Source organism: Polaromonas sp. P3_B1, assembly GCF_056402935.1.
The window spans coordinates 80,320-104,918 of sequence record NZ_JBFUGK010000006.1 but is presented as its reverse complement, the minus strand read 5'-3'; the positions used below and the strand labels follow the sequence as shown (position 1 = coordinate 104,918).

The 24,599-nt window shown below is 64.6% G+C and carries 23 protein-coding genes and 1 tRNA gene; 13 read left to right on the top strand and 11 right to left on the bottom strand.

The window, feature by feature from the left end:
• Window position 1 precedes the first annotated feature (1 nt).
• Window positions 2-1,261, bottom strand: coding sequence for a sarcosine oxidase subunit beta family protein (locus tag AC1DXS_RS05385; RefSeq protein WP_477736529.1), 1,260 nt, complete (start codon window positions 1,259-1,261; stop codon window positions 2-4).
• Between the two features lie 488 nt (window positions 1,262-1,749).
• Between AC1DXS_RS05385 and AC1DXS_RS05380 the strand changes: the two genes are divergently transcribed.
• The 5 genes from AC1DXS_RS05380 (at window position 1,750) to AC1DXS_RS05360 (ending at window position 4,695) form a co-directional block, all read left to right on the top strand.
• Window positions 1,750-2,214 (top strand): hypothetical protein, encoded by a 465-nt coding sequence (locus tag AC1DXS_RS05380; RefSeq protein ID WP_477736528.1) that lies wholly within the window; start codon window positions 1,750-1,752, stop codon window positions 2,212-2,214.
• An 80-nt stretch (window positions 2,215-2,294) separates the two neighbouring features.
• A complete protein-coding gene (locus AC1DXS_RS05375; RefSeq protein ID WP_477736527.1) occupies window positions 2,295-2,612 on the top strand; it encodes a hypothetical protein in 318 nt (105 codons plus the stop codon).
• A 76-nt stretch (window positions 2,613-2,688) separates the two neighbouring features.
• Entirely contained in the window at window positions 2,689-3,210 is a 522-nt protein-coding gene (locus tag AC1DXS_RS05370; RefSeq protein ID WP_477736526.1) for a DUF2199 domain-containing protein, read from the top strand.
• 77 nt (window positions 3,211-3,287) lie between these two features.
• Window positions 3,288-3,695, top strand: coding sequence for a hypothetical protein (locus AC1DXS_RS05365; RefSeq protein WP_477736525.1), 408 nt, complete (start codon window positions 3,288-3,290; stop codon window positions 3,693-3,695).
• A 469-nt stretch (window positions 3,696-4,164) separates the two neighbouring features.
• The gene (locus tag AC1DXS_RS05360; RefSeq protein ID WP_477736524.1) at window positions 4,165-4,695 is read left to right on the top strand and encodes a hypothetical protein; all 531 of its coding nucleotides are present in this window, start codon (window positions 4,165-4,167) and stop codon (window positions 4,693-4,695) included.
• Window positions 4,696-4,834: 139 nt separating this feature from the next.
• Here the strand turns inward: AC1DXS_RS05360 and AC1DXS_RS05355 are convergent.
• From AC1DXS_RS05355 to AC1DXS_RS05320, 8 genes are all read right to left on the bottom strand, one after another.
• A tRNA-Arg gene (locus AC1DXS_RS05355) sits at window positions 4,835-4,909 on the bottom strand.
• A 65-nt stretch (window positions 4,910-4,974) separates the two neighbouring features.
• Window positions 4,975-8,919, bottom strand: coding sequence for a translocation/assembly module TamB domain-containing protein (locus tag AC1DXS_RS05350; RefSeq protein ID WP_477736523.1), 3,945 nt, complete (start codon window positions 8,917-8,919; stop codon window positions 4,975-4,977).
• Between the two features lie 7 nt (window positions 8,920-8,926).
• On the bottom strand, window positions 8,927-10,888 hold the full coding sequence (locus AC1DXS_RS05345) for an autotransporter assembly complex protein TamA (protein ID WP_477736522.1): 1,962 nt from the start codon (window positions 10,886-10,888) through the stop codon (window positions 8,927-8,929).
• Between the two features lie 49 nt (window positions 10,889-10,937).
• Window positions 10,938-12,152, bottom strand: a complete 1,215-nt coding sequence (locus AC1DXS_RS05340) for a vWA domain-containing protein (RefSeq protein ID WP_477736521.1) — start codon at window positions 12,150-12,152, stop codon at window positions 10,938-10,940.
• Between the two features lie 25 nt (window positions 12,153-12,177).
• Window positions 12,178-12,765: a GNAT family N-acetyltransferase gene (locus AC1DXS_RS05335; protein WP_477736520.1), complete on the bottom strand. Its 588-nt coding sequence runs from the start codon at window positions 12,763-12,765 to the stop codon at window positions 12,178-12,180.
• A gap of 31 nt (window positions 12,766-12,796) precedes the next feature.
• A complete protein-coding gene (locus AC1DXS_RS05330; protein WP_477736519.1) occupies window positions 12,797-13,573 on the bottom strand; it encodes a hypothetical protein in 777 nt (258 codons plus the stop codon).
• A 28-nt stretch (window positions 13,574-13,601) separates the two neighbouring features.
• Window positions 13,602-13,823: a hypothetical protein gene (locus AC1DXS_RS05325; protein ID WP_477736518.1), complete on the bottom strand. Its 222-nt coding sequence runs from the start codon at window positions 13,821-13,823 to the stop codon at window positions 13,602-13,604.
• A gap of 16 nt (window positions 13,824-13,839) precedes the next feature.
• A complete protein-coding gene (locus AC1DXS_RS05320) occupies window positions 13,840-14,694 on the bottom strand; it encodes an AAA family ATPase (protein WP_007863108.1) in 855 nt (284 codons plus the stop codon).
• Between the two features lie 134 nt (window positions 14,695-14,828).
• On the opposite strand from AC1DXS_RS05320, the gene AC1DXS_RS05315 reads away from it, so the two are divergent.
• Window positions 14,829-15,530, top strand: coding sequence for a c-type cytochrome (locus AC1DXS_RS05315; RefSeq protein ID WP_477736517.1), 702 nt, complete (start codon window positions 14,829-14,831; stop codon window positions 15,528-15,530).
• Between the two features lie 111 nt (window positions 15,531-15,641).
• Here the strand turns inward: AC1DXS_RS05315 and AC1DXS_RS05310 are convergent, their stop codons facing one another.
• The gene (locus AC1DXS_RS05310; RefSeq protein ID WP_074576501.1) at window positions 15,642-16,076 is read right to left on the bottom strand and encodes a DUF1841 family protein; all 435 of its coding nucleotides are present in this window, start codon (window positions 16,074-16,076) and stop codon (window positions 15,642-15,644) included.
• Between the two features lie 191 nt (window positions 16,077-16,267).
• Here AC1DXS_RS05310 and AC1DXS_RS05305 point away from each other — a divergent pair, with 191 nt between their 5' ends.
• Complete coding sequence (locus AC1DXS_RS05305; RefSeq protein WP_122953962.1) at window positions 16,268-16,489, top strand: hypothetical protein; 222 nt, start codon at window positions 16,268-16,270, stop codon at window positions 16,487-16,489.
• A gap of 6 nt (window positions 16,490-16,495) precedes the next feature.
• Here the strand turns inward: AC1DXS_RS05305 and AC1DXS_RS05300 are convergent, their stop codons facing one another.
• Window positions 16,496-17,299, bottom strand: a complete 804-nt coding sequence (locus AC1DXS_RS05300; RefSeq protein ID WP_477736516.1) for an IclR family transcriptional regulator — start codon at window positions 17,297-17,299, stop codon at window positions 16,496-16,498.
• A 122-nt stretch (window positions 17,300-17,421) separates the two neighbouring features.
• On the opposite strand from AC1DXS_RS05300, the gene AC1DXS_RS05295 reads away from it, so the two are divergent.
• The 6 genes from AC1DXS_RS05295 (at window position 17,422) to AC1DXS_RS05270 (ending at window position 24,577) form a co-directional block, all read left to right on the top strand.
• Window positions 17,422-18,138, top strand: a complete 717-nt coding sequence (locus tag AC1DXS_RS05295) for a 3-oxoacid CoA-transferase subunit A (protein WP_477736515.1) — start codon at window positions 17,422-17,424, stop codon at window positions 18,136-18,138.
• Entirely contained in the window at window positions 18,135-18,785 is a 651-nt protein-coding gene (locus AC1DXS_RS05290; RefSeq protein ID WP_477736514.1) for a 3-oxoacid CoA-transferase subunit B, read from the top strand. Before AC1DXS_RS05295 ends, AC1DXS_RS05290 begins: the two co-directional genes overlap by 4 nt.
• Before the next feature lie 151 nt (window positions 18,786-18,936).
• On the top strand, window positions 18,937-20,142 hold the full coding sequence (pcaF, locus tag AC1DXS_RS05285) for a 3-oxoadipyl-CoA thiolase (protein ID WP_477736579.1): 1,206 nt from the start codon (window positions 18,937-18,939) through the stop codon (window positions 20,140-20,142).
• Between the two features lie 110 nt (window positions 20,143-20,252).
• On the top strand, window positions 20,253-21,008 hold the full coding sequence (locus AC1DXS_RS05280) for a sulfite exporter TauE/SafE family protein (protein WP_477736513.1): 756 nt from the start codon (window positions 20,253-20,255) through the stop codon (window positions 21,006-21,008).
• 169 nt (window positions 21,009-21,177) lie between these two features.
• A complete protein-coding gene (locus AC1DXS_RS05275; RefSeq protein ID WP_477736512.1) occupies window positions 21,178-22,068 on the top strand; it encodes an adenylate/guanylate cyclase domain-containing protein in 891 nt (296 codons plus the stop codon).
• 223 nt (window positions 22,069-22,291) lie between these two features.
• Window positions 22,292-24,577: a serine/threonine-protein kinase gene (locus tag AC1DXS_RS05270; protein ID WP_477736511.1), complete on the top strand. Its 2,286-nt coding sequence runs from the start codon at window positions 22,292-22,294 to the stop codon at window positions 24,575-24,577.
• Window positions 24,578-24,599: the final 22 nt, after the last annotated feature.

Here is a 24,599-nt window from a genome sequence, read left to right as displayed (position 1 = left end):
ATCAGTGGGCGACGCCTGCGGCGCCGTGTTCGTCGATGAGGTGGCCGGTGTGGAAGCGGTCCACGGAGAAGGATCTGGCGAGCGCATTGGGCTCGCCCTTGGCCAGCATGTCGGCAAAGACATGGCCCGAACCCGGCGTGGCCTTGAAGCCGCCAGTGCCCCAGCCGCAGTTGAAGAACAGGCCTTGGACTGCCGTCTTGGAAATGATGGGGCAGGCATCGGGCGTCACGTCCACAATGCCGCCCCATTGGCGATTCATGCGCACGCGGGAGAACTGGGGAAACAGCTCGATGATGGCGGCGGCTGTGTGCTCTATCACATGCGGGCTGCCGCGCTGGCCGTAGCCCAGGTAGCTGTCGATGCCGGCGCCTATCACCAACTCGCCTTTATCCGACTGGCTCAGGTAACCGTGGACCGCGTTGGACATGATCACGGTGTCGATCACGCGCTGCATGGATTCGGACACAAAGGCCTGCAGCGGGTGGCTTTCCAGCGGCATGCGCAGGCCGGCCATTTTGGCCAGCACCGATGAATGGCCGGCGGCCACGCAACCTACGCGCTCGGTTTTCACCATGCCCAGGTTGGTTTGCAGGCCGCGGATCTTGCCGCCGGAGATGTCCATGCCGGTGACTTCGCAGCCCTCGATCAGGTCCACGCCCAGCCGGCTGGCGGCGCGGGCAAAACCGCGCGCCACAGCGTCGTGGTGGGCAATGCCCGCACGCGGCTGCCAGCTGGCGCCCAGCACCGGGTAGCGGCGGCTGCGGCTGCAATCGAGCTGGGGAATCTTTTCTTTCACCTCCCGCGCGTTCAGCACATGGGCGTCTATGCCTTGCAGCGCATTGGCATTGACCCGGCGCTCGATGTCGCGCATGTCCTGCAGGGTGTGGCCCAGGTTGAACACGCCGCGCTGGCTGAACATCACGTTGAAGTTCAGGTCCTCGGTCAGGCCTTCCCACAGCTTGAGCGAATGTTCATAGATTGCCGCCGACTCGTCCCACAGGTAGTTGGAGCGCACGATGGTGGTGTTGCGCGCGGTGTTGCCGCCGCCCAGGTAGCCCTTTTCCAGCACCGCGATGCGCCCGACCTGGGGATGGTTTTTGGCCAGGTAATAGGCCGTGGCCAGGCCGTGCCCGCCGCCGCCGACGATCACCACGTCGTAGGACGGCTTTAAGGCCACCCGTTCCCAGGCGGGTTCCCAGGTCTGGTGGTTTTTGAAGCCATGCTTGAGCAGGCTCCAGAGAGAGTAGTTTTGGCCGCGCATAGTCGCTTGTGGGAAGGTCCAATGAATCTGCGCTCATTGTTGGATTTCCCAGATGCGCGAACTTGCGCCCGGCAGACGCACACTTGCTCAAATCCGACATGATGTCGGGTCTGGTTGTCTTCTGGTTATCCCTGAGAGGGAGCAGGCATGGCGGGCGAATTGCCGGGCCGGGAGGGCTGAATCACGCTGGGGGCGGATAAAGACCTGGATTACCGGGAGGCAGTTCATGTATTCGTACGAATACAGGATTCGACGGAATTCAACAGCCTGTGCTCGTTCATAGTGAGGAGGCGGCAACCGCACTGTCCGCCTAGAATTGATTTGCGGGGTTGGGTCCCGTTTTGATCGATCTGAGCGAAACTCGAAATGGACAATGGGTCTTTTAATCATAAGCACTTGGTTGGGTTTTCAGCGGCCAGGTTATGCCGCAGGGGCGATGTTATGTCGCAGACCTTGCGGTATGCGTTACGTTAGGCGTCATTGAACCCATGATCTCCGCCACTCTTCAAAGTGCCTTAGTTGCGTCTGGCTTCGCCAAGCAGTACTACGAGCTTTGTGCCAAGCATCCCATTCGGGACGCACCTTCGCTGAAGTGCACGAATGCCGAGGTCTTAGCAACGCTCGCCGAGATTGGAAACGTCTCAAAGTTGAAGGGCCCCGGACGCGTCTATGACATTGCCGCTCCGAAGCTGCCGCCTTCCGTTCGTTTCTCGTTCATCATCAAGGGGGCTGGCGGTGTGGTCGAGCCCTGTCTCGGCCTCATCGAGAACGACATCCGGTCGGGCACAAACTATGCAGTTCTCGCCTTCTCGGCAAACGCCGAAGTAGGGGCACCTGCGCCGACACCAGCCTATCCTCGTCCGTTTGTTCACAGTCTTGCCGAGCTCAAGGCAATAGTTGCAGCGGCATTCGAGTTGGCTATCCTCGTCAGCGCCGAGGTGCCTCAAACATGACGCCCAACACCTCCGTCAAGGGGACGTCTTGCGCCAAGGCGCAAGCCGCCCCTTACGTCGAACGTTAGGAGGCTGTGGCAATGTACGTTTTAATCGTGATGCTGGCTCTGGTTTCGTGCGCTATCGGCTTTGCTGTTGAGATCGCGTGGGGCAACATCAATCACGTCAAGAATGGTCGACTGCCTAATGCCGGAGCTGTGCTCTTTCCGAATATTCCCTTTGTTCCCTTGTCCTATGTTGCGGTCGCTTGGGTTCTTGACCTGCTCCATCGAAGGCTTGGCCCTAAGGTTGTAGCCGCCTATGCTTGTGCCGCAATTTGTACCCGTGTCTATCAGCTCATCAGGGCGAGAGCCCAGCTCAGGAAGCTCAATGCCGATTCAACTGGTTCAGCCGCCTGAGCAGTCGCTCGAGCCGACTCGCGTCGGCAGGTTGCCGCTCGCGGCTCAGCTTCAACGTTAAGCCTCAGTCACAAGAATGGCCGCCATCTTCGCTTTCAAATGCACCTGCTGCGGCGCAACCCATGAAGGGTCGCCGAGTGTTGGATATCGAATGCCCGATCAATATGCCTGCCTGTCTGAAGAGCAGCGTGAGGCGATGGGCAAGATCAGTAGCGACTTCTGCACCATCACGCACGACGGGGGTACTGACCATTTCATCCGTGCCGTCCTGGAGATCCCAATTCATGGGGTTGAAGAGCCCTTTCTTTGGGGTGTATGGGTGTCATTGAGCGAGAAGAGCTTTGGCCGCTACGTCGAAACCTACGATTCCCCGGTTGAAGGCGATGGCTTCTTCGGCTGGGTTTGCAACGACATTCCAGCCTATCCATTCGAGGGTTCACGCGCTGCCGACGTAGTGGTGCAGCTGGACGGCCGGCGTCCGAAGGTGGTGCTGCATAGAGGCGATCCCGAAAGCGACCCCCTCGTCAATGATCAAGTCCATGGAATCTCCGTATCACGGGCGCAGCAAATTGCCGAGCGAGTCTTCCATGAGGCTTAACCAGTCGCTCGAGCCGACTCGCGTCGGCAAGCCGCCGCTCGCGCTCAGCTTCAACGTTACACGGCATAGGAGAATTCATGCTCGCAAGTTATAAGAAAGCCGGAAATACTGCGCTCGGAGCATCAGCTGTTTGTTTTGCAGCAATAGTGATACTTGGCAAAGGCTCGACGACCGGGAATGTCTGGGGGCCTGGTGGCGCGCCGCCTATCCTGATGTATGCGACGGTGTTTGCCATTCTTTTTACATTTTGGGCATACGCCAAGGCGAAGGGTTATTCGGGTTGGCTTGGCGTAGTCCTTCCATTCCTAAATATCGTAGGGTTGGTCGTTTTACTGAAGCTCAAAGACAAACATCCCGACAACATCGAACCGAAAGTCACAACCAAGCAGGATCTCACTCGGAAATGGGCGCTTGTCGTATTTGTCATTGTTGGACTGGCGGCAATGGCATATGTCTTCATACAGATTCAAAAGACCGCCGGATGACGTCTAGTATGTTGCTCGTCACGGACACACAGCAGCAGGATGCCGCTTCGCGGCGATTGCTGCGTGCCGGACAGCGCCGACGTTAAAGCTCATATGAATTGGCTCCTCCTTTCGGCCGCCTTAGTCTTCGCATGGCTTGCCTACGATGCATGGAAGATAGCAGTCCCGGCGGCTGAAGTGCCTTATTCAGCCACAGCAAAAGGTTTGGGGCAAAGTGTCGACGGCGTGCCCTTGCAGGAGCAAGAAAGGCGAAAGAATTGGAATTCTCGCTACGGCCTAGGAGATCTAAGTCAGACAGTTTTGCTATGGACCATCCTTGCGCTGGTATGCGCCGCTGGCTCCATCGCAGGGTTTTTCGCATGAACCGCTTTAATTGGTTGCTCGTCACGAACAGGCAATCGCAGAAGGCCGCTTCGCGGCAAATGTTACCCGCCCGTCAGCTTCAACGTTAGGACTCAGAGGAAACGCTATGGGATTTCATGTCGGGTGGTTTGCGGTGCGCGGGAAGACCCCATCCGCGGTCCGGTCGGAGCTGGGTCTGGTGGAAACCGACTCACGTGAGTTTTTGCCCGAGTCGGAACTGACGGGAGTTGAGCTGCCGTCAGGGTGGTACATGGTGTTCTGCAATGACTTGTTATGCAAGGAGCTTGAGGCGGAAACTCTTGCCTCCCTTTCGCGTGGCGCGGAGCTCATGACGTTCCTGGTAGAGGAGGCCTCGATGGTCTCCGTTGCGCAGGGCTACGCCGAAGGTCGACAGATCTGGGAAGTTGTTCATGACTCGAACAATGGACGCGAGCACCTTCAGATCGAGGGATCCTTGCCGCCTTCGTTCTTTGCGGTTCGCGACAGGTTGGTGGACGAATTGAAAAGGGACAAGCATGGCGCCGACTACCTCTTCGACGTGCCGGCGGATCTGAGTAAGTCAATCATCGGCTTTAGACACGACGAAGACATTGCTGGAATTGAAGGCGATGCCTTCACTGTATTGGAGCGTGAGTAATAGCTCGCTTGAGTCCTGACAGGTCGCTCGACACGAACCCACAAGTGCAGGAAGCGGCTTCGCCGCGAGGGTTGTGGTCCGGGTGTTGACTTCCGCTGAAGTCTGACCCGAGCAAGGGGAGGAGGACCGAGCTGAGGCTTGGTACCACCAACAGGAATCGAACCTGTATCTAGCGCTTAGGAGGCACTCGTTCTATCCATTGAACTATGGCGGCACTTCTCTTGGAGAAGCCGTGATTGTATTCGGTGGCGGATGCCTTCCCGGCGCCTGGGTTTTGTCTCAGTCGTAAGGCACGGTGAAGATCAAATCCACCGCGCTTTGCTGGCCGGCCTGGGCGCGCACGGTGAAGCGTTGCGACAGGTCGTAGAACACGTACAGCGTGCCGAGCGCGCCGGAGATGGTGCGTTCGTAGGCCGCGTAGAAGTTGCGCGAAAAGCGTTTGCCCAGGGTCAAGGCGCTTTCGGTGGTGCTGCCGTCGGTGTTGCTCGATGCGCCGCGGTAGGACAGCTCATCGAGGCCCAGCGAGGCGGCCAGGCCGCCTGACATGCCTTTGCCGCTTTTGCTGCCGAGCAGGGCCAGTGCGGCTTGCTGCAGCATGGCGGCTTCAGCACCGCCCGAGGCGGAGGACCTGCCCACCACCAGCCAGGAAAGTTTTTCGGCGTCGGGCAATTCGGGCTGGGCGTAGAGGCGCACGCGCGGCAGCAGGGCGGTGCCGGTGATCTGCACACCCACGCGCTGGGTGAGGTTGGGACGTATGGCCAGGATGTCGAGCGCGGGGTTGTCGATGGCGCCGGTAAAACGCAGCATGCCTTGCTCGACGTCCAGGCGCTGGCCGTAGGCGCGGTACTGGCCGCCCGCGGTGTTGATGGTGCCGTTGAGCCGGGGCTCGCGCAGGCTGTCGCCGCTCAGGGCCAGTATGCCGCGCACGCGGGTGTCTATGCCTTTGCCCTGGACGCGGAAGTCGCGGCCCAGGTCAAGTTCCACGGCGAGCTTCACGGGGCGCGGCGCCTGGTCGGCGGTGTCGGCGCCGGCCTGGGCGGGCGCTTTCTGGCCGGCGGCGGTGCCGCGCGTGCTGCGCACCACCACGTCGTCGCCGAGCTGCGGCGTACCTTCGTCGGGCAGGATGATGCGGGCCTGGTCGACCAGCAGCTTGCCGGTGAGTTCGCTTTGTATGCCTTTGAGGCCGGCCTGGATTTCGCCGGAGACCGTGATCTGCCGGTCGGTGCGTATGCTGGCGCGCAGGCGTTCAATCTTCGCGCTGAGCTGCACTTGCGGTTTGCCGTCGACCCAGCCGGCTTCCCCCTGGGCGGTGAGTATGCCGCCGGTGCCTTTGTCGCCCGCGCCTTGCAGCGTGAATTCGTTGATGCGCATGCGGGTGCCGTCGAGCTTGGCGCGCAGCTTGCCGTTGCCGAATTCAATGCCGTCGACCACGGAGCGCAGCGCCAGGTCGTCGGCCTGCAGGTCACCGGCCAGTTGCGGTGCGGCGCGTGTGCCGCTGATGGCGACGTCGGCGCCCAGCGAGCCGCGCAGCCGCCAGCCGGGCGGCGCCAGCACCGACCACACACCTATGCGCGGCAGCTGGGCGCGCAGCTGGCCGGTCAGGGGTGCCGAGTCGGGCCAGAGCCAGCCGCCGCCGGTCGCGGCGGGCGCGCGCGCCAGGCGTGTGCGCAGCTGGCCGTCTGCGGTGCCGGCGCGTTCGCTGTCCCAGCGCAGCGCCACGGTGACGGCCTCGCCTTCGCTTTGCAGCGAGAGCCGCGCTTCCTTGACGCCGGCCGCGACGCGCGCCGAGGTGCCTTGCGCGGTTTCGGCCTGCACCGTGATGTCGCCGCTGCTGCGCGCGAGATTCGCCTTGAGGCGCAAGCTGTCGCCCAGCGTGGCGTCCCAGTCGCCGTCCAGCAGCAAGGTGCCGCCCAGGCCGGTGCCGGCCATTTGCGGGCCGGCGAACAGTTCTATCCAGGCCAGGGGCAGGCCGCTGAGCTTGCCGGCGGTGATGAGTTCGCGGCCCGGCCGCCAGCGCAGCGGCTGCCAGGCGAGTGTGGCTTGTGACGCCGTGGCGGTGGAGGAGGGCGGCGCCACCAGCAGTGCTTCGCCGGTGCCGCTTTCCAGCATGCCGCCGTTGCGTGCGGGCGTCCATTTGAGCGGCACACCTGCGCGTGTTGTGAGTTGCCAGGCGCCCTTGCCGAGTGCGGGGTCTTGCACGCTGAGGCTCAGTTGCTGCAGCAGGCCTTGCCAGGGCGATTCGGCGAGTGCTGTGTTGCGCGCCGCATTGCCGCGCCCGCCCTGGGCCGCGAGTTGCAGCGTGTAGCGGCGCGCGCCGGCTTCGGCGCGGCCCTGGGTGTTGAGCTGGGCCTGGCTCAAGCGGCCCGAGAGTGTGGCCTGGAAGGCGCGGATCTTGATGAGCCCGGCGTCTGCCGTGGTGCTTGTCGTCGTCGCAGTGGTGGGCGTTGGGCTTCCCATGCGCCAGTCCAGCGAGGGCAAGTCCAGCCGCGCTTGCAGGGCCGGGTCCTGCCAGCCGCCTTGCCAGCTGGCTTGCAGTTCGGCGCTGCCGGTGGCCGAGGCGGACTTGAGTGAGGCGGGCATGCCGGGCAGCTTTTGCAGCCAGCGCAGGGCCTGGGCCATGTCGCGGCCGCGCAGGCTGATGTCGCCCTTGCCGCTGGTGGGGCGCAGCTCGCCTTGCACTTGCGCGTCCAGCCCGGGGGCGGTGAGTGTGAGCTGGCCTTTGCCGGCTTGGGCGGCGGGTTGGGCTTCAAGCTTGCCGCTGAGTTCAGCGTCGTCACTGCGCACACGCAGGGCCGAGAGCAGCAGGGTGCCGCCGGCTTGCTCGCCATTCCAGCTGCCGGTGGCGCTGGCGTCGCGCAGGCGCAGTGCGCCGAGCGGGTTGTTCTTGCCGCTTGCCGCATCGTTGCGCGCCGCCTGCAGGTTGGTCTCAAACGCAATGGCGGGGCCTTGGCTATGGACCTGGGCCTTGCCGTCCAGCGGCAGCGGCGCGAGCTGGCTGTGCAGCAAGGCGGGATTGATTTGCTGCAGGCTGGCCTGGAGTTTCCAGGCGGGTGTTTTTGACGCGGCGGCCCCGGCTGGTGCATCGGCCCATTCGCCGCTGGCCAGCAGTTCGCCGCCGCCCAGCCTGGCTTTGAGTGTGCGCACCAGGGCTGCGCCGTCGCGCCATTCGCCCTGGGCTTCAAGGCGCTCCAGCGGCAGCTTGTGCTGGTCCCAGGGGCCGGGCTGGCCATTGGCGAGTTGCAGTTGCAGGCCCCAGGCGGCCTTTGTTGACGCGGGTGCGCTGTCCGCCGGCCGCACGCCGGCGCTGCCGGTCAGCTGGGTTTGCGGGCCCTGGGGCCAGAAGGCGGCGACGTCGAGGTCGCGGAAAGTCGCATCGGCCTGCGGCAAGGGCTGCGCGGCCCAGGGCATCACGCGGGCCGTGGCCTTGGCCTGGGGCTGCGCTTGGGTCTTTTGCGCGGGGGCGTTTTGTATCTGCAGCTCGGCATTGAGCAGCAACTCGGTGAGCGGGCCCTTGGCTGTGGCCTTGAAGGCCAGCGGCACCTTGGTCTTGCTGCCGGGCAGGGGCGCATCGAGGGCGCCGTTGAGGGTCGCGTCCAGTTGCAGCGCGCCGTGCGCGGCCAGCGTGGCCTTGCCGCTGTAACGCCCTTGCGCGATTTGTGCGCCCAGCAGTTCAAGCTGGTGCGAAAAGCCGTTGAATGAATAATTTCCGCGTATGCCCGATGCGGAAAATTCCGCGCCGCCGCGCCATTGAAATTGCCCGATGGAGAAACCTTCGAGCAGCACCGGCAGCGGCAAGCCGAGCGCCGAGGGCGGCACCGAGGGCTCGGTGGAGGGCGGTCGCTGGTCGTCGACCTGCACACTCGCGGCGGCCAGGCGATTGACCTTGAGCGTGCCCTGCAGCAGCGACCAGGGCTGCCAGGCGAGGGTGAGGTCGCGCAGGTCCACGCGCAGGCCGTTTTGTTGCCACACAAGTTGGTCGACATGCCCGCCGCCGCGCAGCGAGCCCGTGACGCCTTCGGCGCCCAGCGGTTGCGAGCGCGCGATCCAGCCCAGCGCGGTGGCCAGCGAGCCGTCGGTGCCGGCCCACCACCAAGCGCCGCCCGTCGCGGCAACGGCCAGCGTGACGACGCTGCCCGCGGCCCAGGCCGTGGCGYGCAGCCAGCGCCGCGGCGCGCGGGAGGGGGCCGGCGGTGTGGGCGGGGTGGGTGTGTCTGGCGTGTCCATCAGGAAATCAGAAAACAAATCCCACGCTGACGTGCAGGCGCAATTGCTTGGCCTTGACGCCATAAGCCACATCCATCTGCAGCGGGCCTATGGGGCTTTTCCAGCGCACGCCGGTGCCTATGCCGACGGAGGGTTTCATGTCCTTGGGGTTGTCGGCGACGGCGCCTGCGTCGATGAAGAAGGTGTTCTCCCATTCGCTGGGGCGGCCGTCACGCATCATGGGGCGCTGGTATTCGACGCTGCCCACGGCCACATAGCGGCCCGGGCCGGTGACGCCGTTGGGCAGCTTGATGCCGATGTCGCGGTAGCCGTAGCCGCGCACCGTGGTGTCGCCGCCGGTGCGAAACAGCAGGGTGCCGGGGATGCGGGCCGAGTCTTTGGCCAGCACCGCGCCGCCTTCCGCGCGCATGGCGATGCGGCCGCGCTCCAGCGGCACGATGCCCAGCCAGCGGCCGACGGCGCGGGCCAGGGGCAGGTGCTGCGATCCCATGGTGCTGCCGCCGCCCACTTCAAAGCCCAGGCCGTAGCCCTTGTTGGGGGCGATGAGGCTGTCGAAGTAGCGGCCCGTCCAGACGTAGTTGGCCGTCAGGGCCGAGCCGTCGCCGATGTCGGCCGCGGAGCTGTTGATCTGCCCGCTGCCGCTGACGCTGGCCCTGTCGTACTGCACGTACATATTGCGGTCTATGCGCTCGCCGGCCTGGGTGCGGCCGAAGCGCAGGCGGCTGGAGCGGGTGATGAGGTCGTCGTCATCGGTGCGTTCGGCGCGCGCCAGCGCCACCCAGCGCCAGTTGGATTCATCGGGGATGGAGGTCCACTCGGTTTGCGCGAAGGGGGATTTTTTTTCAAGCTGCAGCTTGGTGACGGCGCGCCAGTTGGTGCCGGGCACGCGCTGGTGCGTGTGCTCGACGGAGGCGCGCGGGCCGCTGTCGGTGGTCACGCCCACGCCCAGGATGATTTTTTGCAGTTTGGCCTCGCGCACCTGCACCTGCACGGGCGCGGCCTGCGGGTCGCTTTCGGGGTCGACAAAGATATAGGCCGAATCGAAGTAGCCGCTGGAGGCCAGGCGCTGCTGCGCCTCGGCCAGCCGGTTCTGGTCGTAGGGCGTGCCGGGGGTCAGGCGTGCCAGGCGGGGCACCAGCACCGGGTCGTAGCGCTCCACGCCGCTGACCTGCAGCGGGCCCAGGCGGTACAGCGGGCCGGAGTCCAGCCTGAGGCTGAGGGCCGCGCTGTGTGCGGGCGCGTCGACGTCGGCCAGGCTGCCGGCCAGCTTGCCGGCGGGGTAGCGGCGCGCGACCAGCTCGCGCAGGGCCTGCGTCTTGGCGCCGTCCCAGGCGTCTTGCGTGAAGCGCTGGCCCACGGGCAGGCGCCAGTCGTGCTCGATCTCGGCGCGCTGGGCTTTCGCGTCGGGGTCGGGTGATTCGGCGATGTCGCCCGCGAAATCGACGACCACCGCGCCTACGGTGGTGGCCTCGCCGGGCTCCACGGCCACCACGATGGTGGGGTGCTGGTTGGCTGCGCCTTCGCGCGTGATGGTGATGCCGGGGCTGAAGTAGCCCAGGGTGCCGACCAGGTTGCGCACATTGCGCTCGGCCAGCACGATGAGGCGTGCGAGCTCTGCCTCGTCGAGGTCGGTCACGGCGCGGTAGCGCTGCAGCTCCAGGTGGTTTTCGAGCAGGTCCTTGATGGGCTGCGGCGCGCGCACCGCGATGTCGAAGGCCGTGACCTCGGGCTGGGCGCTGGTGGGGCCCGTCGCGCCCTCAGGCGTGGGGCCGGGCGTGACTTTTTCAGGCGGGGGTGGCGGGGCGGGGGCGGTTTGTGTGACGGTAGAGGGCGGCGCCGTGCTGCTGGTTGCGGGCGCGGCCGTCTGCGCGCCGGCCAGGGGCGCCAGCAGGATCGCAAAGAGGGCGAGAGCAGCGCCCGGGGTTGCCTTCTGTGCGCAGTGGCTACTGTGGGGGCTGGGAGGGGTCACGGGGGCAGTTTACTTGAGCGTTGCCGCGCTCAAGCGTAGGAGGCGGACGCTATTTGGAGAGCAGGCGCATCGCCTCTTCGAGACCTTTAATGGTCAGCGGATACATGCGCTGGTTGACCAGCTGCTGGATCACGGCAATGCTTTGCCGGTATTGCCAGACGCCTTGCGGCTCGGGGTTGATCCAGGCGAACTTGGGGAAGGCGTTGGTCAGGCGCTGCATCCATTCGGCGCCGGCTTCCTCGTTGTTGTATTCCACGCTGCCGCCGGGCTGCAAAATCTCGTAAGGGCTCATGGTCGCGTCACCGACGAAGATGAGTTTGTAGTCCTTGTTGTACTTGCGGATGATGTCCCAGGTCGGGAATTTTTCGCTGAAGCGGCGGCGGTTGTTCTTCCACATGAAGTCGTAGACGCAGTTGTGGAAGTAGTAAAACTCCAGGTGCTTGAACTCGGCCTTGACGGCCGAGAACATTTCCTCGACGCGGTGGATGTGCTCGTCCATGGTGCCGCCCACGTCCATCAGCAGCAGCACCTTCACGTTGTTGTGGCGCTCGGGCACCATCTTGATGTCCAGCCAGCCGGCGTTCGCCGCGGTGGAGCGTATGGTGTCGTCCAGGTCCAGCTCTTCGACATTGCCCTGGCGCGCGAACTTGCGCAGGCGGCGCAGCGCGACCTTGATGTTGCGTGTGCCCAGTTCCTGCGTGTCGTCGTAGTCCTTGTAGGCGCGCTGGTCCCAGACTTTCACCGCGCTCTTGTTGCGGCTTTTTTCCTGGCCTATGCGTATGCCTTGCGGGTTGAAGCCGTTGGCGCCGAAGGGCGAGGTGCCGCCCGTGCCTATCCATTTGCTGCCGCCTTCGTGGCGCTCTTTCTGCTCTTCAAAACGCTTTTTGAGCGTTTCCATGAGCTCGTCCCAGCCCATTTTTTCGATCTTGGCTTTTTCCTCGGGGCTCAGTTCGAGTTCGAGGTTTTTGCGCAGCCATTCGAGCGGGATCTCTTTCGTGAAGTCGGCGATCATCTCGACGCCCTTGAAGTAGGCGGCGAAGGCACGGTCGAACTTGTCGTAGTTTTTTTCGTCCTTCACGAGCACGCAGCGGCTCAGGTAATAGAAGTCGTCTATCTTCCAGGCGCCTTCACCCGCATGCACCTCGAGCTTGTCGCTGTTGGGCCCGACCACGCCGGCCTCCAGCGCCTCCAGCAGCATCAGATATTCCTTGACGGAGACCGGCAGCTTGGCCGAGCGCAGGGTGTAGAAGAAATCGATGAGCATGGAAAACTCCTTGGCGGCGTGCGCTTCAGGTTCTTGGCTTGTCGAGCAGGTACAGCAATTGGGCTTTTACTTCCGGCCATTCGCCGGCGGCCAGGCTGTACATCACGGTGTCGCGTATGGTGCCGTCGCGGCGCAGCGCATGGCCGCGCAGCACGCCGTCCTTGCGCGCGCCCAGGCGCTCGATGGCGCGCTGAGAGGCGTGGTTGAAGTTGTCGGTGCGCCAGCCCACGATGTTGCAGCCCAGGGTTTCGAAGGCGTGTGTGAGCATCAGGAGCTTGCAGGTGGTGTTGACATGGGTGCGCTGGCAGCGCGCTGCGTACCAGGTGTAGCCGATCTCGACGCGCTTGAGGTTGGGCACGATGTCGTGGTAACTCGTGGAGCCCAGCACCTCGCCGCTGGCGGCATCGGTCACCGCGAAGGCAAAGCGGTTGGCGGTGGCCAGTGCGGTCTCGATGTAGCCGCGGGTTTCATGCGGCTCGGGCACAGAGGTGATGCGCAGCTTCCAGAGCTCGCCGTCGGCGGCCGCGGCCTTGAGGCCGGCTTCGTGCTCAAGCGCCAGCGGGACCAGCTTGACGCCACGCGCCGTGAGAGTGACGGGTTCTACAAAGGCCATTCCAGCAATCCTTTTTTGTTGATTGGCGTGCTCAGGTGGACCGCAGCCTGGCGCAGGCTTCGGCGGCCTGGCCGCGCGGGTTGTCCCGGCACAGCTTGTTGAGTTCGTCCCTGGCGCCGGCGTGGCCGGCATGGGCCGCGCGCACCAGCAGTTCGACCGCATGCCAGGGAACGTCCGTGGCCGGGCGGTGCGGCGGCATCGGTTTCGCGGCCGCGACCTTCTCGGATTCAATGGAGGCCTTGGCACGCCGGGGCGGCGGCCCGGCGGCGGGCCGGCCTTCCAGCAGCTTCACGTAGTCGTGGACCATCAGGTCGGCATCCGTTGCCGTGAGCTGCTTGCGCGGGAGCGACAGCCAGGAGCGTGTGCCGGCGTCAGGCACGTCGCTGAGTTTTCGGCCGGGCGCCGCCATCATCGCGGCGACTTCGTCGGGCACGGCCTTGCCCAGGCCTGATGCGCGTGACAGCTCGTCGGCGCTCATCACGCCGGCCGCCGTGTTGCGTTCGGCGGCGCCGGCCGCAGCCGCCACGTCGCCGGCGCCCAGCTCCGCCGCGCCGGCGACCTTGGCTGCCTTCGCCGCCGTATTGGCGCCCTGCGCCACTTCGACGGCACCGGCCACGCCCGCTGCGCCGGCCGCGCCTTTGCCTGCGGCGCCTGCCGCGCCGGCACCCTTGCCCGCAGCGGAGCCGAGCTTGCCGAGCAGGCCCCAGAAGGCATAAGACGGGGCGGGGAGCAGTGCCAGGGCCAGCAATGCGGCCAGGCCAGTGCTGTACAGGGCTACGCGGCGCGAGGGTGTGATGGGGCGTTGCATCGGGTTCTCCGAGTCAAGTCTCCGCGGGTCAATCGGCTTTCTTGCGGCGGGCGCGCCAGGCCCGCGCAAGCTGCAGGCCGCCGCCACCGCCCAGGCCCACCAGCACGATGCCGCCAATGGCGGCGTTGCCGTAGCCGTCCGCAAAAATATCCAGGCCCAGCAGGCGGCCTATCCAGAAGCCCAGCAAGGCGCCGCCGACAAAACCGACAGCGTCGGACAGGCCTTCGAGCAGCAGGGATTTTTGGTTCATGAGCGGATCCTGTGTTTCAGCGGTTGTTGCGCTGCATGAAAACCAGTTTCTCGAACAGGGTCACGTCCTGCTCGTTCTTGAGCAGCGCGCCCACCAGCGGCGGCACGGCAACCTTGTCGTCCTTGCTTTGCAGGGCGTCCAGCGGGATGTCTTCGGCGACCAGCAGCTTGAGCCAGTCGAGCAGCTCGCTGGTGGAGGGCTTTTTCTTGAGGCCGGGCAGGTTGCGCACGTCGTAAAACGTTTTCATCGCGGCCGTCAGCAGCTCTTTCTTGAGGTCGGGGAAGTGCACGTCCACGATCTGCTTCATGGTGTCGGCGTCGGGGAACTTGATGTAGTGGAAAAAGCAGCGGCGCAAAAACGCGTCGGGCAGTTCTTTTTCATTGTTGGAGGTGATGAACACCAGCGGGCGGTGCCTGGCCTTGATGAGCTCGCGTGTCTCGTAGACGTAGAACTCCATGCGGTCGATCTCGCGCAGCAGGTCGTTGGGGAATTCGATGTCGGCCTTGTCGATCTCGTCGATGAGCAGGGCTACCGGCGTTTCCGAAGTGAAGGCCTGCCACAGCACGCCCTTGACGATGTAGTTGTGGATGTCCTTGACTTTTTCGCCGCCGTCGACGGTGGACAGCTGCGAGTCGCGCAGGCGCGACACCGCGTCATATTCATAGAGGCCCTGCTGCGCCTTGGTGGTCGACTTGATGTGCCATTGCAACAGCGGCAGGCCCAGGGACTGGGCCACTTCCTCGGCCAGCATGGTCTTGCCGGTGCCGGGCTCGCCCTTGACCAGCAACGGCTTTTTCAGGGCGGCGGCGGCGTTGACGGCGAGCATCAGGTCCTGGGTGGCGACGTAGTTTTTTGAGCCTTGAAATTTCATGTTCTTGGGTCAGGGAGGTGTTGGTGGAGCGGCTTTTGCGGGGCCGGCCGGCAACAGGTGCCTGGCCGCGGCGGGCCCAGATATAATCAGAGGTTGTTTTATACGATGAATCCCCACCTGATTGTGCGCGCAAAATGAATAAGCTGTTCACCACGATATTCGCCGTTGCTGTCTCTTGTGCGACGGCTGCCAGCCTGGCCCAGGAGATCAAGGGCGACGCCAAGGCCGGCGAAACCAAGAATGCCATGTGCATCGGTTGCCACGGCATCCAGGGCTACCAGGCCTCCTTCCCCGAGGTCTACAAGGTCCCGAAAATTTCCGGCCAGGGCGCCAAATACATCGTCGCCGCACTCAATGAATACAAAAAAGGCGAGCGCAAGCACCCCACCATGCGCGCCATCGCCGACTCCCTGACCGACCAGGACATCGCCGACCTCGCCGCCCACTACAGCGCGGACGGCCTGACCGCCGCCACGGTCAAGGCCGCTGCGGCACCGGCCCAGGCTGCGTCGGAACCGGTCAAGCCCAGCAAAGAGCCCAGCGCCGAAGTCCAGGCTTTGCTGAGCAAATCCAATTGCGCGTCCTGCCACGGCAGCAACTTCAGCACACCAACCGACCCGGCTTACCCCAAGCTCGGCGGCCAGCATGCCGACTACCTGTTTGTGGCGCTCAAGGCCTACAACGTCGGCGACAAGAATCCCAAGGTCGGCCGCGGCARTGCCATCATGGGCGGTATGGTCAAGCCTTACACCAATACCGAATTGAAGCTGCTGGCCAACTACCTGGCCTCGATCGACGGCGACCTGAAGACCATTCCGCAGAAGAAATTCCGCTAAGCTGGAATCTCTCGCACACAAAAAAGCCGCTTCATCAAGCGGCTTTTTTTATGCTCTGGATTTCACCGGCCTGGCCGGCCCTTCGATACCTCAGGGCGAACGGGATGGGGGCTAGTCCCGCGTAGCGCGGCGCTGAACACAATCAATGTAAGCCGCGCCATCGGGCGGCCGCCCCGCGCGCTGGCTTTCCCACACCATCTGTCCCAGGCAGTCCATGGTTTCATGGTGGGCGTCGTGCAGGGAGTTGCGCCTGGCCGTCAGCAGTTCCACGGCCTGGCGTATGCCGCGCGGCTGATCGATGGAGCATTGCTCGCTGATCGACAAATGCATGGACAGGTGCAAGAACGGGTTGGTCTTGCCGGCTTCCACGTCGTACATTTTTTCGAGCGCGGCGTCGGCATCGGCAAAATCCGCGTGGTATTCGGGGTGCTCTTCAATCCACTGGCTGGCGATGGTTTCAATCGCTTCCATGGGCTGGCCGGCGCGGGCTTTGGCATAGACGGAACAGAAGAAGCGCCGGACGTCGGCTTGCGAGGGCGTGAACATGGGGAAAGCGTATCACGCGGGTGTTTTCCGTTGCCGGTGTGGGTCTGTTTTCAGCGCCTGTGCCACAGGCTTGGCCGATGGCGTCCTACAGACAGTTTTGGCACCCCTGCCTAAGCTCTTACGCAGTGAGTGGCGCAGTACCGGGGTAGGGCCACTCCCATCATTCACAGCCCGGCGAGGAGATCACCACCATGAACGCAGCACGCATCACAGGCATCGTCCTGATTGTTTTGGGCCTGGCCGGCTTTTTCACCGGCGGCTTCAGCTTTACCAAGGACACCACGGCCGCCAAGCTGGGGCCCATCCAGCTGACGGTGAAAGAAAAAGAGTCGGTCAATATTCCGCAGTGGCTGAGCCTGGGGGCCGTCGTGCTGGGTGCTGTTGTCCTGGTCATTGGCTTCAAGAAGTCCTGACCCGCCTCAACTGCGTTGAACGCTGAGCAAACGCGAGATCGCATGCGCAGCAGCTAATAGTTGCGGCAGCATGGTCTCCTGCATGGCCTTGGCGCTGGTGCGGTTGGCTTGGCCGCTGATGTTGAGGGCGGCGACCGTCTGGCCGGCGCGGTTGGTAATCGGCGCCGCCATGGACACCAAGCCTTCTTCCAGTTCCTGGTTGACCAGCGACCAGCCCTGCTTGCGCGCCTGGGCAACCTTGGCCGCGAGTTCCTTGACGTCGGTCACGGTGTATTTGGTGCGCGCCGTCAAGGTGGAGGCCTGCAGGCACTTCATGAGTTCGGCCTCGGGCAGGGCCGACAGCAGCATGCGGCCCATGGAGGTGCAATAAGCCGGCAGGCGCGAGCCCACGCCCAGGCTGATGCTCATGATCTTGTGTGTGGGCACGCGCAACACATAAACGATGTCCGTGCCGTCGAGCACCGCAGCCGAGCAGGATTCCTTGACCTCACCGACCAGCGCTTCCATCACCGGCTCGGCCAGGTTCCAGATCGGCATGGACGACAAATAGGCAAAGCCCAGGTCGAGGATGCGCGGCGTGAGGCTGAAGAGCTTGCCGTCGCTGCTGACATAACCCAGCGTTTCCAGCGTCAGCAAAATGCGGCGCGCGCCCGCACGGCTCAGGCTGCTGCGGCCGGCGACTTCGGTCAGCGTCTGGCGCGGTGCGTCAGCGCTGAAGGAGCGTATGACCTCCAGCCCGCGCGCGAAGGATTGCACATAGCCGTCGCCCGGCTTGTGGGCTGTGGTGGGCGTGGATGCGGCGTTTGCCATGGTGCGTGAAATCTCCTAAAATTCATTATACGAACTCTTGTTCTAATGTCGAACAAAAATCAACACGGCCTTTCGCCCTTTTCTTGAGGGATGCTCAGGCCGCCGTTCCTGGAGACCATTCAATGATCAACAAGATTGCCGCTTCCGTCGCCGACGCGCTGGCGGATGTGAAAGACGGCGCCACGGTGCTGATAGGCGGCTTCGGCACCGCGGGCATTCCCAATGAACTGATCGACGGCCTGATAGAGCAGGGCGCGAAAGACCTCACGGTGGTGAACAACAACGCGGGCAATGCCGAAGTGGGCCTGGCCGCGTTGCTCAAGGCCGGGCGCGTGCGCAAGATCATCTGCAGCTTCCCGCGCCAGGCGGACAGCCAGGTGTTTGACGGCCTGTACCGCAGCGGCAAGCTCGAGCTGGAACTGGTGCCGCAAGGCAACCTGGCCGAACGCATTCGCGCCGCGGGCGCGGGCATAGGTGCTTTCTTTTGCCCCACGGGCTACGGCACCGAGTTGGCCCTGAACGCCGACGGCAGCGCCAAGGAAACCCGCGAAATCAACGGCCGGCAGTATGTGCTCGAGATGCCGATCCACGGCGACGTGGCCCTGATCAAGGCCGAGCGCGGCGACCGCTGGGGCAACCTGACCTACCGCATGGCGGCGCGCAACTTCGGCCCGGTGATGGCGACCGCGGCGAAAAAAACCGTTGCCACCGTGCATGAGATCGTTGAGCTTGGGGAACTGGACCCCGAGACCATCGTGACACCGGGCATCTTTGTCCATCACATCGTCAAGATTCAACGTACGGCCACCCAGGCCGGCGGTTTCAAGAAAGCGGCATGACCATGACTTACCAACGCCGCAGCAAGGACCAGCTCGCCGCCCGCGTCGCGCAGGATATTTTTGACGGGGCCGTCGTGAACCTCGGCATAGGCCAGCCCACGCTGGTGGCCAACCATTTGCCGGCCGGGCGCGAGGTCATCCTGCAAAGCGAGAACGGCATCCTGGGCATGGGCCCCGCGCCCGCCGAGGGCCAGGAAGACTACGACCTGATCAACGCCGGCAAGCAGCCGGTCACGCTGCTCAAGGGCGGCGCGTTTTTCCACCACGCCGACAGCTTCGCGATGATGCGCGGCGGCCACCTCGACATCTGCGTGCTGGGCGCCTTCCAGGTCTCGGCCACCGGCGACCTGGCCAACTGGAGCACCGGCGAACCCGGCGCGATTCCGGCCGTGGGCGGTGCCATGGACCTGGCCATAGGCGCGCGGCAGACCTGGGTCATGATGGACTTGCTGACCAAACAGGGCGCCAGCAAGCTGGTGCGGGAGTGCACGTATCCGCTGACCGGCATAGGCTGCGTCAAGCGGGTGTATTCAGACCTGGCCACGCTCGAATGCACGCCGCAGGGCCTGAAGCTCATAGACACCGTCGACGGCCTCACGCATGCGGAGCTTGAAAAACTGGTCGGCCTGCCGATTGCCGCCGCCTGAACCCGGCCTTTGTTTAACCCCCGTTCGGGCTGAGCTCGGCCTGTCCTGAGCTTGTCGAAGGGTCGAAGCCTTTCAGCCAAGCGCAAAGCACTTCGCCCTTCGATAGACTCAGGACAGGCCAAGCTCAGTGCGAACGGATTTACCGGAGAAAATTTTGAACCAAGCTTTTATCTGCGACGCGATACGCACCCCCTTTGGCCGCTACGGCGGCGCGCTCAGCAGCGTGCGCACCGACGACCTGGGCGCGATCCCGCTCAAGGCGCTGATGGCGCGCAACCCGAATGTCGACTGGCAGGCCGTCACCGACGTGATCTACGGCTGCGCCAACCAGGCCGGCGAGGACAACCGCAATGTGGCGCGCATGGCGGCCCTGCTGGCCGGCCTGCCCATGGATGTGCCGGGCGCCACCATCAACCGCCTGTGCGGCTCCGGCCTGGACGCGTTGGGCACGGCCGCGCGCGCCATCAAGTCGGGCGAGGCCACCTTGATGATCGCCGGCGGCGTTGAAAGCATGAGCCGCGCGCCCTTTGTGATGCCCAAGGCCGAGAGCGCCTTCAGCCGCGCCAACGCGGTGTACGACACGACGATAGGCTGGCGCTTCATCAACAAGTTGATGAAAGAGAAATACGGCGTCGATGCCATGCCCGAGACGGCCGAGAACGTGGCCACCGACTACAAGATCAGCCGCGAAGACCAGGACAAGATGGCGCTGGCCAGCCAGCTGAAGGCCGTGGCCGCGCAAAGGGCCGGTTACTTCGACGCTGAAATCACGCCGGTGACGATTGCCCAGAAAAAGGGCGACCCCATCGTGGTCGGCAAGGACGAGCATCCGCGCGAAACCTCGCTCGAGGCACTGGCCAAGCTCAAGGGCGTGGTGCGGCCCGACGGCACGGTAACCGCCGGCAATGCCAGCGGCGTGAACGACGGTGCCTGCGCGCTGCTGCTGGCCGATGAAGCCACCGCCGCAAAGAATGGCCTCACGCCGAAGGCGCGAGTGGTTGGCATGGCAACCGCCGGCGTCGCGCCGCGCATCATGGGCATTGGCCCTGCGCCCGCCACGCAGAAAGTGCTGGCGCTGACCGGCCTCACGATGGCGCAGATGGATGTGATCGAACTCAACGAAGCCTTTGCCGCGCAAGGCCTGGCCGTGCTGCGCATGCTGGGCGTGCAAGACGACGACCCGCGCGTCAACCCCAACGGCGGCGCCATCGCGCTGGGCCATCCTCTGGGCGCCTCGGGCGCGCGGCTGGCCACCACGGCGGTCAACCAGTTGCACAAGGGCGGCGGGCGTTATGCGCTGGCCACCATGTGCATAGGCGTGGGGCAGGGCATTGCGGTGATTCTCGAGCGCGTCTGACGGACCGGCCCATGGCGTCGCGGTCTAAAACTGCGGGATAACATGGCGCCTCCTGTCACCACGCCTTTACGCCACGGCGTTCCGGGCTTTGGTAAACCGAAAGACACGCCGTGAGTTTCCCGCTGATCACCGACCCCTTCTTCTACGCCGTGGCGATTCCCGCCGTGCTGATGCTGGGCGTCAGCAAAAGCGGCTTCGGCGCGGGCTTCGGTTCGCTGGCGGTGCCGGTGATGGCGCTCGCCGTCACGGTGCCGCAGGCCGCCGCCATCCTGATGCCGGTGCTGCTGCTGATGGACCTGCTGGGGCTGGCGGCCTTTCGCCGAGATTTCGATTTCAGGTTTTTGAAGTTCCTGGTTCCCTTCGGCCTGGTGGGCACTGTCGTGGGCGCGCTGCTGTTCAAGCTGCTGGACGCCAAGGTGGTCGCGGCCCTGGTGGGAATATTCACCTTGTTGTTTTTGGCGCAGCGCCTGCTGTTCCCGCCCCGGCCCGACAGCCCGCCGCCGCCCAGATGGCTGGGTGCGATCCTGACGGTGACTTCCGGCTTCACCAGCTTTGTGTCGCATGCCGGCGGGCCGCCGCTCAGCGCTTATGTGATTCCCATGCGCCTGTCCCCGGTGAAGTTCACCGCCACCATGGCGGCTTTCTTTTTCGTCATCAATTTGTCCAAGTGGATTCCCTATGCCTGGCTGGGCCTGCTGGACCTGCGCAACATGGCCACCTCGCTGGCTTTGCTGCCGCTGGCGCCGCTGGGCGTGTGGATGGGGGTGCGCATGGCCCGCAGCATCAGCCCGGTGCTGTTTTACCGGCTGCTCTATGTGGGCATGCTGCTCACCGGGTGCAAATTGCTCTGGGACGGTTTTCGCTGAGTCCGCTGCGCGACCCTTAGCGCGATTCGCCTGCTGCGTCCAGCCCGTCCCCCACGGCCCTGCGGGTTTTGGGCCGGGACGGGGCTTTCACCCGTCTGCAATTCGCGAATTTCTGTGAGAATCGCGGGCATGAGAACAATATGCTTACTCAGCACCTGACCGTCCTTTCATGACCACTGTTGTTTTCGCCGATCTTGTGGGCAGCACCAGCATGTTTGAAAGGCTGGGCGATGAGACCGCGTCGCGTTTCGTGACGCAGCTCATAGGCGTGCTCAGCCAGGTCTTCGAGCAGCACCAGGGCCGCGTCGTGAAGCTGCTGGGCGACGGCCTCTTCGTGGTCTTTCCCAACGAGGGTGATGCGCTCTCGGCCTGCATCAGCATCCAGAAGCGGCTTCAGGAAAAGCCCATCAAGCCCGGCGGCAGCGGCGCGCCGGTGCAGATGCAGATGGGCATCGAGTCGGGCGAAGTCGTGGAGATCGACGGCGACTGCTTCGGCGACACCGTGAACTCCGCCGCCCGGCTGGCCGACCTGGCCGGCGCCGCGCAAATCCTCACCACCGAAAACGTCTGGACCGCGCTGCTGCCGGTGCAACGCGCAGCCCTGCGCAGCATGGGCCCCATGTACCTGCGCGGCCGGGCCGAAGCCAGCCACGTCTACCGGGTTGAATGGCAAACGGGGCGCGACGAAGATGCCACCATGGCGGGCCGCTCCATGTTCGCGTCGCCCAGCCAGGCTTTCCTCGAGCTGAGTTTTGCCGGGCAGACCCTGAGGCTGGACGCCAAAAGCAGCAAGCTGGCGCTGGGCCGGGGCGCCGACGCGGCGCTGACGCTGAACGATCCGCGCGTCTCGCGCATGCATGCCACGCTGGAGTGGCGCGGCGGGCAGTTTGTGCTGACCGACGCCTCCAGCTACGGCACCTGGGTTTACCTGGGCAACCAGAGTGAGGCCGTGGTGCTGCGGCGCACCGAGTGCTACCTGGTGGGCAGCGGCCAGATCGTGCCGGGCTGCGAGCGAACGGACGAAAATGCGCCGCTGGTGGCGTTTGCTATCCGGACTTGAGAACCTGCCCACGGCCTAAACGGGGCCGCGCAAGGTTCTTGGCCGCGTGTACGGGCCGCAACAGCCGCGGCGCTACGGGAAAAGTTACGGCTTTCCAAGAGGGGTCGGTCCGGCGATGCAGGCTAGAATTGTTTTTGTTTCAAGACGTAGCCGGGCCCTTGGGTAGCCCGCAGGCATCCCGCCTTTTTTGCCTCCTCAGCCCATCGCCCAATTCCACCTCCTCATGAGTCTCAAGAAGCTTGGCCGATACGATCTGATCAACGTCCTCGGCAAAGGCGCGATGGGGCTGGTGTATGAGGGGCGCGATCCCAATCTGGACAGGCGCGTGGCGATCAAGACCATCAAGGTCGAAAACCTCTCGGAAGAGGCCGCCGCCGAATACGAAGTGCGCTTTCGCACCGAGGCCCGCTCGGCAGCGCGCCTGCAGCACCCGCACATCGTCAGCGTGTACGACTCCGACCGCGACGGCGACATCGCCTTCCTGGTCATGGAGTTCGTCGACGGCGACGACCTCAAGCACCACCTGGACAAGGGCGACCTCTATACGCTGGAGCAGACCCTGGGCATCATGGGCGACTTGCTGTCGGCGCTGGAATACGCGCACCGGCAGAGCATCGTCCACCGCGACATCAAGCCGGCCAACCTGCTGATGGAAACCAACGGGCGGGTCAAGCTGACCGACTTCGGGGTGGCGCGCATCCAGGATTCTGGCGAGGCCACGCGCACGCAGGGCTCCATGGTGGGCACGCTCAAATACATGTCGCCCGAACAGGTGCAGGGCCGCCCAATTGATGCCCGGGCCGACCTGTTCGCCGCCGGCATCGTGCTGTACCAGCTGCTCACCGGCAAGCGGCCGTTTGACGGCGACACCGATTTCTCCACCATCCAGCAGATCGTGGGCCATACGCCTGCGCCGCCCAGCAGCTTCAACCCCCAGTTGCCCGTCGCGATTGATGCCGTGGTGGCAAAGGCCCTGGCCAAGTCGCGCGACCAGCGCTACGCGAATGCGCAGGATTTCCTCGCGGCGCTGCAAGCCGCCGCCCGCGAAGCGGCGGACACCAAGGTTTTGCCGCCGGCCGTGCCTGTGGGGCCCGGCAGCAATTCGACATGGACTTCGACGCTGTTGGCCGGTGAAGCGCTGGTGGGCCTGCAGTCGGGTACCAGTTCCAGCATTCCGATGGTGACGCAGGAGCTGGAGCTGGTTTACTGGAAAGAAATCAAGGAGTCCATGGATGTCGAGGACATCCAGGGCTTTCTTGCCAAGTTCCCGTCCGGCATCTATGCCGACCTGGCCCGCCGCCGGCTCAAAAAGATGGGCACGGCAGGGGGAGAGGATTCCGACATCGGCAGGCGCCTGGGCACCGGCACGCTGATCGTTCCGCGTCTGGCGGGCCAGGATGGGGCCGCCGGGGCGACCAATCCGGGTATGACCAATCCCGGCGTTACCAACCCTGGTGCGACCAATCCGGGGGTGACCAGTCCCCGCGTGGCCAATCCCGGTGCGACAAATTCCGGTGTGACCAACCCCGGTACGGCGACCGATATGGCCTGGAAGGCGCTCGAGGAAGCCGCGGCACAGGCGCCGGTGGCTCCCCCGCCTCTGCCTGCCACCCCCGCGGCCGATGACCCGGATGCCACGCGTCTGGGCGCACCCGTTACGGCTGTGCCAATGCCGATGAAAACAGCGCAGGCCGAGCCGCAGGCGCAACTGCATGGCGCGCCGTCCGAGTGGCCGGAGACCGTGTTCAGCGATGCCGGTCCCGTGACGGTCCAACCCGAGCCTGCCGAAGCAAAAGCAAAGCCCGAAGGCACGGCTGTCGCAGCCGCCGCGTCCGAGGCCAAAACCGAATCCCGGCGAAAGCGCCGCAACACCGAGCCGGGCGCATCAGCAGGGCCTCCCCCGTACCTGGTGTGGGGCGCGATTGCCGCAGTGGCTTTGGTCATCATGGGCGTAGGCATCAGACAGCTCACGAAACCCAAGGCGCCAACACCCGTGCTCGCCACTGCCGCACCAGCCGCTGCGGCGGCCGATGCCGGTGCGGCAGGGCCGGCACCTGCGGCGGCACCACAACCGGCTGTGCAAGCCGCGCCGGCCCAGCCTGCGGCTGTGCAGACACCTGCACCAGCAGCGGCATCGGCGGGGGCTGCTCCGGTGGCAGCGGCGGCCTCCGCACCGCTGTCTCCGGCATCCAGGGCTGCGGTGGCGCAAGCCATTGCGGCCAAAAAGGCCGCGCTGGAAAAAGAGCGGCAGGCCAAGCAGCAGGCGGCCCAGGCCAAATCAGGCGGTAGCACTGCCGCGCCGGCGGCCGCTGCCGAGCATGCCCCTGCGCCGGCACCGTCCGCGAATTCCGGTAATCCGCGCAACGCCTGCGAAGACCGCATGCTCATCGGCTTCCAGATCTGCATGAACGAGCAGTGCGCCAAGCCGGCTTTCACCAACCATCCGGTCTGCGTGGAGCGCCGCGCGATGGAGCAGCGCCGGCGCGAGGCCGAGCAGCTCAGGCGCTAGGGAGGCGGCGCGGTAGCGCGGC

Bases quoted from the DNA above. Each gene is read 5' to 3' on its own strand.
- AC1DXS_RS05290 (WP_477736514.1), top strand. From the start codon at position 18,135: ATGACCATGACTTACCAACGCCGCAGCAAGGACCAGCTCGCCGCCCGC.
- AC1DXS_RS05275 (WP_477736512.1), top strand. From the start codon at position 21,178: ATGACCACTGTTGTTTTCGCCGATCTTGTGGGCAGCACCAGCATGTTT.
- AC1DXS_RS05310 (WP_074576501.1), bottom strand. From the start codon at position 16,076: ATGTTCACGCCCTCGCAAGCCGACGTCCGGCGCTTCTTCTGTTCCGTC.
- AC1DXS_RS05320 (WP_007863108.1), bottom strand. From the start codon at position 14,694: ATGAAATTTCAAGGCTCAAAAAACTACGTCGCCACCCAGGACCTGATG.
- AC1DXS_RS05340 (WP_477736521.1), bottom strand. From the start codon at position 12,152: ATGCTCATCGATTTCTTCTACACCCTGCGCTCGGCCAAGCTGCCGGTC.
- AC1DXS_RS05365 (WP_477736525.1), top strand. From the start codon at position 3,288: ATGCTCGCAAGTTATAAGAAAGCCGGAAATACTGCGCTCGGAGCATCA.
- AC1DXS_RS05335 (WP_477736520.1), bottom strand. From the start codon at position 12,765: ATGGCCTTTGTAGAACCCGTCACTCTCACGGCGCGTGGCGTCAAGCTG.
- AC1DXS_RS05370 (WP_477736526.1), top strand. From the start codon at position 2,689: ATGGCCGCCATCTTCGCTTTCAAATGCACCTGCTGCGGCGCAACCCAT.
- AC1DXS_RS05385 (WP_477736529.1), bottom strand. From the start codon at position 1,261: ATGCGCGGCCAAAACTACTCTCTCTGGAGCCTGCTCAAGCATGGCTTC.
- AC1DXS_RS05360 (WP_477736524.1), top strand. From the start codon at position 4,165: ATGGGATTTCATGTCGGGTGGTTTGCGGTGCGCGGGAAGACCCCATCC.
- AC1DXS_RS05325 (WP_477736518.1), bottom strand. From the start codon at position 13,823: ATGAACCAAAAATCCCTGCTGCTCGAAGGCCTGTCCGACGCTGTCGGT.
- AC1DXS_RS05305 (WP_122953962.1), top strand. From the start codon at position 16,268: ATGAACGCAGCACGCATCACAGGCATCGTCCTGATTGTTTTGGGCCTG.
- AC1DXS_RS05270 (WP_477736511.1), top strand. From the start codon at position 22,292: ATGAGTCTCAAGAAGCTTGGCCGATACGATCTGATCAACGTCCTCGGC.
- AC1DXS_RS05375 (WP_477736527.1), top strand. From the start codon at position 2,295: ATGTACGTTTTAATCGTGATGCTGGCTCTGGTTTCGTGCGCTATCGGC.
- AC1DXS_RS05330 (WP_477736519.1), bottom strand. From the start codon at position 13,573: ATGCAACGCCCCATCACACCCTCGCGCCGCGTAGCCCTGTACAGCACT.
- AC1DXS_RS05295 (WP_477736515.1), top strand. From the start codon at position 17,422: ATGATCAACAAGATTGCCGCTTCCGTCGCCGACGCGCTGGCGGATGTG.
- AC1DXS_RS05300 (WP_477736516.1), bottom strand. From the start codon at position 17,299: ATGGCAAACGCCGCATCCACGCCCACCACAGCCCACAAGCCGGGCGAC.
- AC1DXS_RS05380 (WP_477736528.1), top strand. From the start codon at position 1,750: ATGATCTCCGCCACTCTTCAAAGTGCCTTAGTTGCGTCTGGCTTCGCC.